The organism is Sphingopyxis sp. (assembly GCF_050725655.1).
In the GTDB taxonomy this organism is placed as follows: Bacteria; Pseudomonadota; Alphaproteobacteria; order Sphingomonadales; family Sphingomonadaceae; genus Sphingopyxis.
Window position 1 is genome coordinate 38,072 of sequence record NZ_JBOHHT010000030.1, and the last position, 8,614, is coordinate 46,685.

At 65.3% G+C, this 8,614-nt stretch carries 9 protein-coding genes; all 9 read left to right on the forward strand.

Annotated features, from left to right (window positions below; all coding sequences use genetic code 11):
* Positions 1–13 precede the first annotated feature (13 nt).
* The 9 genes from ACREBX_RS03845 (at position 14) to ACREBX_RS03885 (ending at position 8,573) form a co-directional block, all read left to right on the forward strand.
* Entirely contained in the window at positions 14–2,173 is a 2,160-nt protein-coding gene (locus ACREBX_RS03845; protein ID WP_431560431.1) for a prolyl oligopeptidase family serine peptidase, read from the forward strand.
* On the forward strand, positions 2,173–2,661 hold the full coding sequence (locus tag ACREBX_RS03850) for a GAF domain-containing protein (protein WP_431560432.1): 489 nt from the start codon (positions 2,173–2,175) through the stop codon (positions 2,659–2,661). Before ACREBX_RS03845 ends, ACREBX_RS03850 begins: the two co-directional genes overlap by 1 nt.
* A gap of 115 nt (positions 2,662–2,776) precedes the next feature.
* Positions 2,777–3,601: a glycine zipper 2TM domain-containing protein gene (locus tag ACREBX_RS03855; protein WP_431560433.1), complete on the forward strand. Its 825-nt coding sequence runs from the start codon at positions 2,777–2,779 to the stop codon at positions 3,599–3,601.
* 195 nt (positions 3,602–3,796) lie between these two features.
* A complete protein-coding gene (locus tag ACREBX_RS03860; protein ID WP_431560434.1) occupies positions 3,797–4,330 on the forward strand; it encodes a hypothetical protein in 534 nt (177 codons plus the stop codon).
* Between the two features lie 183 nt (positions 4,331–4,513).
* The gene (locus ACREBX_RS03865) at positions 4,514–5,074 is read left to right on the forward strand and encodes a hypothetical protein (RefSeq protein WP_431560435.1); all 561 of its coding nucleotides are present in this window, start codon (positions 4,514–4,516) and stop codon (positions 5,072–5,074) included.
* 133 nt (positions 5,075–5,207) lie between these two features.
* Positions 5,208–6,530: a M20/M25/M40 family metallo-hydrolase gene (locus tag ACREBX_RS03870; protein ID WP_431560436.1), complete on the forward strand. Its 1,323-nt coding sequence runs from the start codon at positions 5,208–5,210 to the stop codon at positions 6,528–6,530.
* A 117-nt stretch (positions 6,531–6,647) separates the two neighbouring features.
* Complete coding sequence (locus tag ACREBX_RS03875) at positions 6,648–7,085, forward strand: PilZ domain-containing protein (RefSeq protein WP_431560437.1); 438 nt, start codon at positions 6,648–6,650, stop codon at positions 7,083–7,085.
* A 214-nt stretch (positions 7,086–7,299) separates the two neighbouring features.
* Positions 7,300–7,758 (forward strand): hypothetical protein, encoded by a 459-nt coding sequence (locus tag ACREBX_RS03880; RefSeq protein ID WP_431560438.1) that lies wholly within the window; start codon positions 7,300–7,302, stop codon positions 7,756–7,758.
* Positions 7,758–8,573: a ferredoxin--NADP reductase gene (locus tag ACREBX_RS03885; protein ID WP_431560439.1), complete on the forward strand. Its 816-nt coding sequence runs from the start codon at positions 7,758–7,760 to the stop codon at positions 8,571–8,573. The genes ACREBX_RS03880 and ACREBX_RS03885 overlap by 1 nt, the downstream gene beginning before the upstream one ends.
* Positions 8,574–8,614 lie beyond the last annotated feature (41 nt).

Below are 8,614 nucleotides of genomic sequence, written 5' to 3' on the forward strand. Positions count from 1 at the left end.
GGATCGCCTTGTCATGTCCCGTAAAGCCCTGTCCGCGCCGCTGGCGCTGGTTGCCCTGACGATGATCCCGGGCGCAGCACAGGCGGCCGATGCCGCCGCGACATCGGCGACGGCCAAAGCATTGACCTATCCCGACACCGCGCGCGGTGACACGGTCGATCCACAGTTCGGCGTCGACATTGCCGACCCCTATCGCTGGCTGGAGGACGATGTCCGCGTCAATCCGAAGGTCGCTGACTGGGTCGCGGCGCAGAACAAGGTCACCGACACCTATCTCGAAACGCTGCCAGGCCGAGACAACTTCAAGGAGCGGATGACGGAGCTCTATAATTATGAACGCTTCGGCCTGCCGACAAAGGCGGGAACGCGCTATTTCTACAGCCGCAACGACGGGCTGCAACCGCAGTCGGCGCTCTATGTCCGCGAAGGACTGAAGGGCGAAGGGCGCGTGCTGATCGATCCCAACACCTGGGCGAAGGACGGCGCGACCGCGCTTGGCGAGTGGAACCCGTCGGAGGACGGCAAGCACCTCCTCTATTCGGTGCAGGACGGCGGCACCGACTGGCGCATCGTGCGCGTCAAGGACGTCGCGACCGGGCAGGACCTGTCCGACGAGGTGCGCTGGGTCAAATTTTCGGCGCTCGACTGGGCGAAGGACGGCAGCGGCTTTTATTACTCGCGCTTCCCAGAGCCCGCCAAGGGCGCCGCGTTCCAGTCCTTGAACGAGAACCACAGCGTCTATTTCCACAAGCTCGGAACGCCGCAGAACGCCGATGTATTGATCCACGCGACCCCCGACAAACCCAAGCTCAACAACAGCGCGGTCGTCACCGACGACGGGCAATATCTGCTCGTCGTGTCGTCCGAAGGCACCGACGAACGCTATGGCCTGACGCTGCATCCGCTCGGCAAGCGCGGCGCCAAGCCGATCACGCTCGTCGACGACTTTGCGAACAACTGGGAATATGTGACCAACGAAGGCACGCGCTTTACCTTCGTCACCAACAAGGGCGCGCCGCGCGGCCGCATCGTGTCGATGGACATCAAAAAGCCCGCCGAGCTGACGCAACTGGTCGGCGAGAATGAGGCGACACTGGTGGGCGCATCGCGCGTCGGCAATCGCCTGATCCTCTCCTACCTCGGCGATGCGAAGTCGGAGGCACGCATGGTCGCATTGGACGGCAAGCCGGTCGCGAACATCAAGCTCGCCGACATCGGCGCGGCATCGGGTTTCGGCGGCAAGTCTAGCGACCCTGAAACCTTCTACAGCTTCTCGAGCTATGCGCGGCCGACGACGATCTACCGCTTCGACACGCAGACCGGGAAGAGCGAGATTTTCGCCGAGCCGAAGCTGACCTTCAAGCCCGCCGACTTCAGCGTCGAGCAGCGCTTCTACAAGTCGAAGGACGGCACCGAAGTGCCGATGTTCATCGTGATGAAAAAGGGTCTCGACCGCAGCAAGGGATCGCCGACGCTGCTTTACGGCTATGGCGGCTTCAACGTGTCAATGACACCCGGCTTTTCGCCGACCAAGCTCGCCTGGGTCGACAAGGGCGGCGTGCTCGCGATCGCGAACCTGCGCGGCGGCGGCGAATATGGCAAGGCGTGGCACGACGCCGGCCGGCTCGACAAGAAGCAGAATGTCTTCGACGATTTCATCGCTGCGGGCGAATATCTGATTGCCAGGGGGATCGCGGGTAAGGGCCAGATCGCGATCGAGGGCGGGTCGAACGGCGGCCTGCTCGTCGGCGCGGTGATCAACCAGCGCCCCGACCTGTTCGCTGCAGCGCTGCCTGCCGTCGGGGTGATGGACATGCTGCGTTTCGACCGCTTCACCGCCGGCCGCTATTGGGTCGACGATTACGGCTATCCGTCAAAGGAAGGCGATTTCCGGAACCTGCTCGCCTATTCGCCGTACCATAATATCAAGGACGGCACCGCTTATCCGGCGGTGCTGGTGACGACCGCCGACACCGACGACCGCGTCGTGCCGGGGCACAGCTTCAAATATACCGCCGCGCTCCAGCATGCGAAGGCGGGCGACAAGCCGCACCTGATCCGCGTCGAAACGCGCGCCGGCCACGGATCGGGCAAGCCGACCGACAAGATCATCGCCGAGGCGGCCGACAAATATGCCTTCGCGGCGAAGTGGACGGGGCTGAGCGTCGAATAATGACCTATGCCCTCGCCTTCTCCGCGACCGACCCCGCCGAACGCTGGGCCGAGGCGGGCGACGCCGCCGCCGCGCTTGTCGCGGGTGAGCCCGATGGCATCGCCAATATGGCGAATGTCGCGGCACTGATCTGGCAGGCGATCCCCGACCTCAACTGGGCGGGCTTCTACCGCTTCGACGGGACCGAGCTCGTGCTCGGCCCGTTCCAGGGCAAGGCGGCGTGCATCCGCATTCCGCTCGACAAGGGGGTGTGCGGCGCCGCCGCGCGCCTTCGTTCCACCCAGCGCGTCGACGACGTCCACGCCTTTCCCGGTCATATCGCGTGCGACGCCGACAGCCGCAGCGAACTGGTGGTGCCGGTGATCGCGAACGACCGGCTGGTCGGGGTGCTCGACCTCGACAGCCCGATCCCCGAACGCTTTACCGCCGCCGACCAGGCGGGCGCCGAAGCGCTCGTCGCGCGCATCGCGGCCGCGCTCGCAACCTGAAGCCCGCCCCAAATAGGGACAGATTCTTCACGGTTAACGGATTCGCGAAAAGTCGCTAATTTTGCTAACAAACTGTTAACCAATCGGTTCGGGCCGAGGGAACAGGGAGTTTAGCATGCGCACGTTTGTGTTGTTGGGAATGGCCGCAGGGTCGTTGTTGCTGGCGGGGCGCGCCGGAGCCGAACAGCCCGCGCTCGACTATGGCGTTCCCTCCGATCCCGATACCCGTGTTTACACCGGCTATCTCGACCGCGTGCCGAGCGAAGTCGATTATCGCCACGTCAACGGCACCTACGACGCCGAGGGCCGCTGGACCGGCACCTGGGACGGCACGTACGAGACATCCGACGGCCGCCGCTACGAGGGCCGTTATGAAGGCACGATCGAGGGCCATGGCGCCGGCTATCCGCCGCCGCCCGCTTACGACCCCCGTTATCACGGCGGGTATGACGCCCGTTACGACGAAGAGATGGAACGCCGCTGTGGCCGGGGGGGCACAGTGGGCGGCGCGGTTGTCGGCGGGCTCGTGGGGGGCATCGCCGGCAACCGCATAGCCGGACGCGGCGATCGCACCGCGGGCACGCTGATCGGTGGCGGGCTCGGCGCGCTCGTCGGCTCGGCGATCGGCAATGCCTCGGACAAGAAAAGATGCGAGCAACATTGGTCGAGCCGCGGCGCCTATTACCAGGGCGGTCACCAGCAGGGCGGCTACTATCCCGGCGGCTATGCGACGACCTACCAGCATGGCGGCTATGGTTATGGCTACGGCTATTACACGCCCGGCGTTGTCGTCACCACGATCATCACCAACGGGGCGCCGATCGTGACCGAAACGGTCGAGACGAGCACGCGCAGCTATTATGAAAATGTCCCGGTGCGGAAACGCTATGTCGCGAAGAAAAAGTGGAAGCCACGGCCCAAGCCGCGCTGCGTCTGCTGATACCCAAGAATAGGTCTGGTCACCTATAGTTGGTTCCAAGGCCCGCCATCCTCCCGGATGGCGGGCCTTTTCCATATCGCGCGCTCCCCTCATCGCGCGGTAGCCACGGTTCAGCGGCGCGAAAGCATCGCGCGCGTAAGGCGAGGACATTGCGGGCTGGACCATCCCGAGCCCGCCGAAGGGGAGTTTCCCTCGATGCGTAAATTGACCAGCTTCACCACCGCAGCGGCGATCGTCCTGACCTCGGTTGGGCTCAGCGCCGTTCCCGCCGAAGCGCGCGGCCGCCATCATGGCGGCTGGGGTTATCGCGACCGCGACAATATCAGCACCGGCGAGGTGCTCGGCGGGCTCCTCGTCATCGGCACCATCGCCGCAATCGCGAGCTCGGTGAGCAAGAACAAGCGCGAGCGCGCGCCCGATTATCGTTACGAGCCGCCCTATCGCGGCGACGAGCGGCAAGAGGTGCCGCGCTACGAACCCGACGCACAGAATGACATCGCCCCCGGCGCCTATGGCCGCGACGAGGCCGAAGGGCGCGCCGCCGACGCCTGCAGCTGGGCGGTCGAGGGCGAGATGGGCGACGACGCCCGCGTCGACAGCATCACCGGCACCGAGCCGAACAACGGCGGCTGGTACGTCACCGGCACCGCCTCGCGCCTCGGCGGCGAGGTGAGCAGCTTTGGTTGCAGCTACCGCAACGGCCGCGTCGTCGACGTCAATTTCGGCTGACGCTATTCAACACCGGTAAATGGCCTCTCGCCCCGTGGCGAGGGGCCTTTTCCTTTATGAACGCCGGCAAAACCAAGTCTGAACCCCAGATAAGCGGGTGGTTCAGCGCCCTGTCACAGCCGAATCGGTAAACCGTCTTCAACAGGCCGCGAGGAAGCCGCCTGCGCTTAAGGAGACCGAACCATGGCTATCAAGACAAACCTGACCAAGGCCGCAATTGGTGCGGCCACCGCCGGCGCGATGCTGATGAGCGCCGCACCCGCCGCCGCGCGTGATCGTTATGACCGCGACGGAATCAGCGCGGGCGAAATCATTGCCGGTGCCGTCGTGATCGGCGGCCTCGCCGCGATCCTGTCGAGCGGCGACAACGACCGCTATGATCGTTACGACCGCGACGGCCGTTACGACCGCGACGGCCGTTACGACGATCGTTATCGCGGCCGCTATGACGATGCCCGCTACGGCTATGGCTATGATTATAATCGCTATGGCAACAGCCGCAGCGCGATCAGCCAGTGCGTCAACTCGGTCGAGCGCGGCAGCCGCCGCTATGGCCGCACCGACGTGACCGAAGTGACGAGCATCGACCGCAAGCGCGACGGCTATCGCGTCAAGGGCCGCGTGATCGTCCGCGACGGATACGGCGGCCGCTGGGGTCGCGGCGGATCGTACGACAAGGGCAAGTTCACCTGCGAGATTCGCTATGGCCGCGTCCAGGACATCCGCTTCTCGGGCCTCGGCTAAATATCTTGAACTCCTGACCAATCGGCCCGCCCGTGCCCCGGCACGCGGCGGGCCTTTTGTTGCGGCGCGATCAGCCACTCGCGTCACCGTTACGCCGCCTTGCATCCACCGGGACCGCAGCGCATGAAGCGCCATGATCAAACGCACCCTGCTCGCCGCCCTGCTGCTGACTGCGCCCGCCGCAGCCTTTGCCAAGGATGAAACGCCCGCCGCCGACCCGGCACGGCTGAAGGCATCGGTCGAGAAGCTCGTCTCCTTCGGCACCCGCCACACGCTGTCGTCGGCGACCGACCCCAAGCGCGGCATCGGAGCGGCGCGCAGCTGGGGCGCCAACGAGTTCGCGCGCATTTCGAAAGCCTGTGGCGGCTGCCTGAAGGTCGAGCGCATCGCGGACCGTTTCGAAGGCCCGCGCGCACCCGCGGGCGTGATCGTCGAAAATGTCCTCGCGGTTCAGAAGGGCACGGGCGATCCCGCGCATGTCATCATGATCGCCGGTCACATCGACAGCCGTGTTACCGATCCGATGAATTTCACCGACGATGCGCCCGGCGCCAACGACGACGCCTCGGGCACCGCGTTGGTGATCGAGGCCGCGCGCCTGCTGTCGCAGCAGAAGCACCGTGCGACGATCGTCTATGCGCTGCTCTCGGGCGAGGAACAGGGCCTGTGGGGCGGCAAACTGCTCGCGCGCCATGCCAAGGAGCAGAACTGGCAGGTCGCGGCGATGCTCAACAACGACATCGTCGGCGGCACCCACGGCACCGACGGCTCGATCGTCGACAATCGCGTGCGGGTGTTCAGCGAGGGCATCCGCGCGTCGGAGGATCTGGCCGCACAACTCGCGCGGCGCGGTATAGGCGGCGAGGACGACGGCCCGTCGCGCGCGCTTACCAAGGCCGCGATTCGCGCCGCGGAGAATAGCCCTGCGATCGGTCTCGAGGTGCTCGCGGTGCGCCGCCCCGACCGCTTCCGCCGCGGCGGCGACCATCTGCCCTCGCTCGAGCTTGGCTATCCCGCGATCCGCTTCACCGTCGGCGTCGAAGATTATGACCATCAGCATCAGGATCTGCGTACCGAGGGGAGCCGCAAATATGGCGATACGGTCGACGAGATGGACTTCCCCTATCTCGCGCGCGTGACCGCGCTCAATGTCGCACTCGCGGGCGAACTCGCCGACGCGCCGCCGGCTCCGGCGAGCGTCAGCATCGACGGCGCGGTCAGCTCGAGCACCACGGCGAAATGGGCGCCGGTCAAGGACGCTGCCGCCTATCGGCTCCACTGGCGCCGCGCCGACCGGGCCGACTGGACCGACAGCCGCGTCATTCCGTCCAGCGCGCCGACCGAGCTCGTCCTGCCCGGCGTCATCGTCGACGATAATTTCTTTGGCGTTTCAGCCGTTTCCACCGATGGCGCCGAAAGCATCGTCACCTTCGGCGGCCTCCCGCCGGCCAAATGATCGTGGATATTATCAAACACGATATACGAAAATTTACCTTCCTCGTTTAGAACTGCCGCCGGGACCAATCAGATAACCGTCCGAGGTGGGAATCGGACGACAATTGTTGAGTCGCGCATGTCGAATCCCGAGGCTTCCCCTGCCGCCTCACCGGCCCCAGATGAAAAGCGCCAGCCACGGCAGTCGCGGCTGGTCAAGGCGGCGCTCGCCTGTCAGCGGCTGGGTCAGTTCGATGTCACCATCCGCAATGTTTCGCTGACCGGCGTCGGCGGCCAAGGGCCGCACGCCCTGCAGATCGGCGAACGGATCACCGTCTTCCTGCCCGGCCATGAAGCGATGCTCGGCACGGTGCGCTGGGTCGCGGGCAACCGATTCGGGATCGAAACCGACAAGCCGATCGAAACCGTTCGCCTACGCGCCGCGCATGGCGACCAGCTTGTCACCGCCGACAGCAAGGCCGATTTCCAGATCGTCCCGGCACCGAAAATCTCGACCTGGCGGCCGGGTCTGTCACGCGCCACCAGCCTTCCCGGACATTTTGGGACGAAGCGCTGAAGAAGGTCGGTTTTGGGGTGGAAGCGGACGTTCCTTTCCGTCATCCCGGGCTTGACCCGGGGTGACGTCGTTTGGGTTGGCAACGTCTGCTATCGGTCGAAAGCCGCCATATCCCTTAAGCTGGCCGCAAATCTTGCTCGAATAGAAATTGCAAATGACTCGCAATAACATATAAGCCGCCGGCGCCGCATGTTGCGCGCTGGAAAGGGTTCCGATGTACGCCTTTGTCGATCGGCCGGTGAAAAGCCTGTGCAATGGCGGTCGTTTCCTGCTTTGGGCGATGCGCGCATGGGTCCATGCCGCCGAGCGCGGGCGATGTCCGCCGCAGGTGCTGCACCGCGGCTTTGCCGCGGTCGATGCCGCGAGCGCCCTGCCCGACTTCCACGTCGCGATGGCGCTGCTCGCCGGCGACGCAGTCGAAACATTGCTGCTCGCGCCCATGCCCTGTCTCCAGATTTCAGAGGATGAAGCAATTCTGCTTGGACTCTGGCGCGATTTTTCGCTTGGGAGCAGCGCAAATGCCCGCGCGACGCTGGCCTTTCTGGCCGAGGGAGAAAGCGTCGGCCCGATCGCTAACGCCATGGGCGCCGCGGTCTACAGGCTGGTCGCCGCGGGATTCGATATGCCGGCCCTCGCGGCCGGCGCCATGACACATCAGGAAAGTCCAAAGTGATGAGTGACCGTATTGCCGAAGCCGCCAAGCTGGCCCCCTCCGCCTCGCTGACCGTCGAGGAGGTGCGTTCGGTGCGCCACTGGAACGAGCATCTGTTCAGCTTCACAATCACGCGCCCGCCGAGCTTTCGTTTCCGATCGGGCGAGTTTGTGATGATCGGCCTGCCGGGCGAGGGCCGGCCGCTGCTCCGCGCTTACTCGATCGCGAGCCCCGCCTATGCCGACGAGCTCGAATTCCTCTCGATCAAGGTGCCCGACGGCCCGCTGACTTCGCGGCTGCAGCAGATCCAGCCGGGCGATCCCGTCTATCTGGGCCGCAAGCCGACCGGGACGCTTGTCGCCGACGCGCTGCTTCCGGGCCAACGGCTGTTCCTTCTGTCGACCGGGACTGGCCTCGCCCCCTTCCTGAGCCTTGCGCGCGATCCCGACATCTACGAACGCTTCAGCCAGATCCAGCTTGTCCATTGCGCGCGGCAGGTCAGCGACCTTGCCTTCCGCGACGAACTCGAAAGCCAGCTTGCGGGCGACCCGCTGGTGCAGGATCAGGCGCTGCTGCAATTCCATTACCTGCCGACAGTGACGCGCCAGCCCTTCCGCACCGAGGGGCGCATCGACGCGCTGATCGAAAACGGCGGCTTGTTCGGCCATCCACTGTCCGGCCCCGCGCACTTCGACCCCGCGATCGACCGCATCATGATGTGCGGCAGCATGGCGATGATCCGCGACCTCGAAGCGCGCTTCGAGGCGCTCGGCTTCAAGGAAGGCTCGAACGCCGCGCCCGGCGACTTCGTGATCGAGCGCGCATTCGTTGGTTGAAACGGCACCGGCCCGCTCCCCCTCCCGGCCTCCCCAACGAT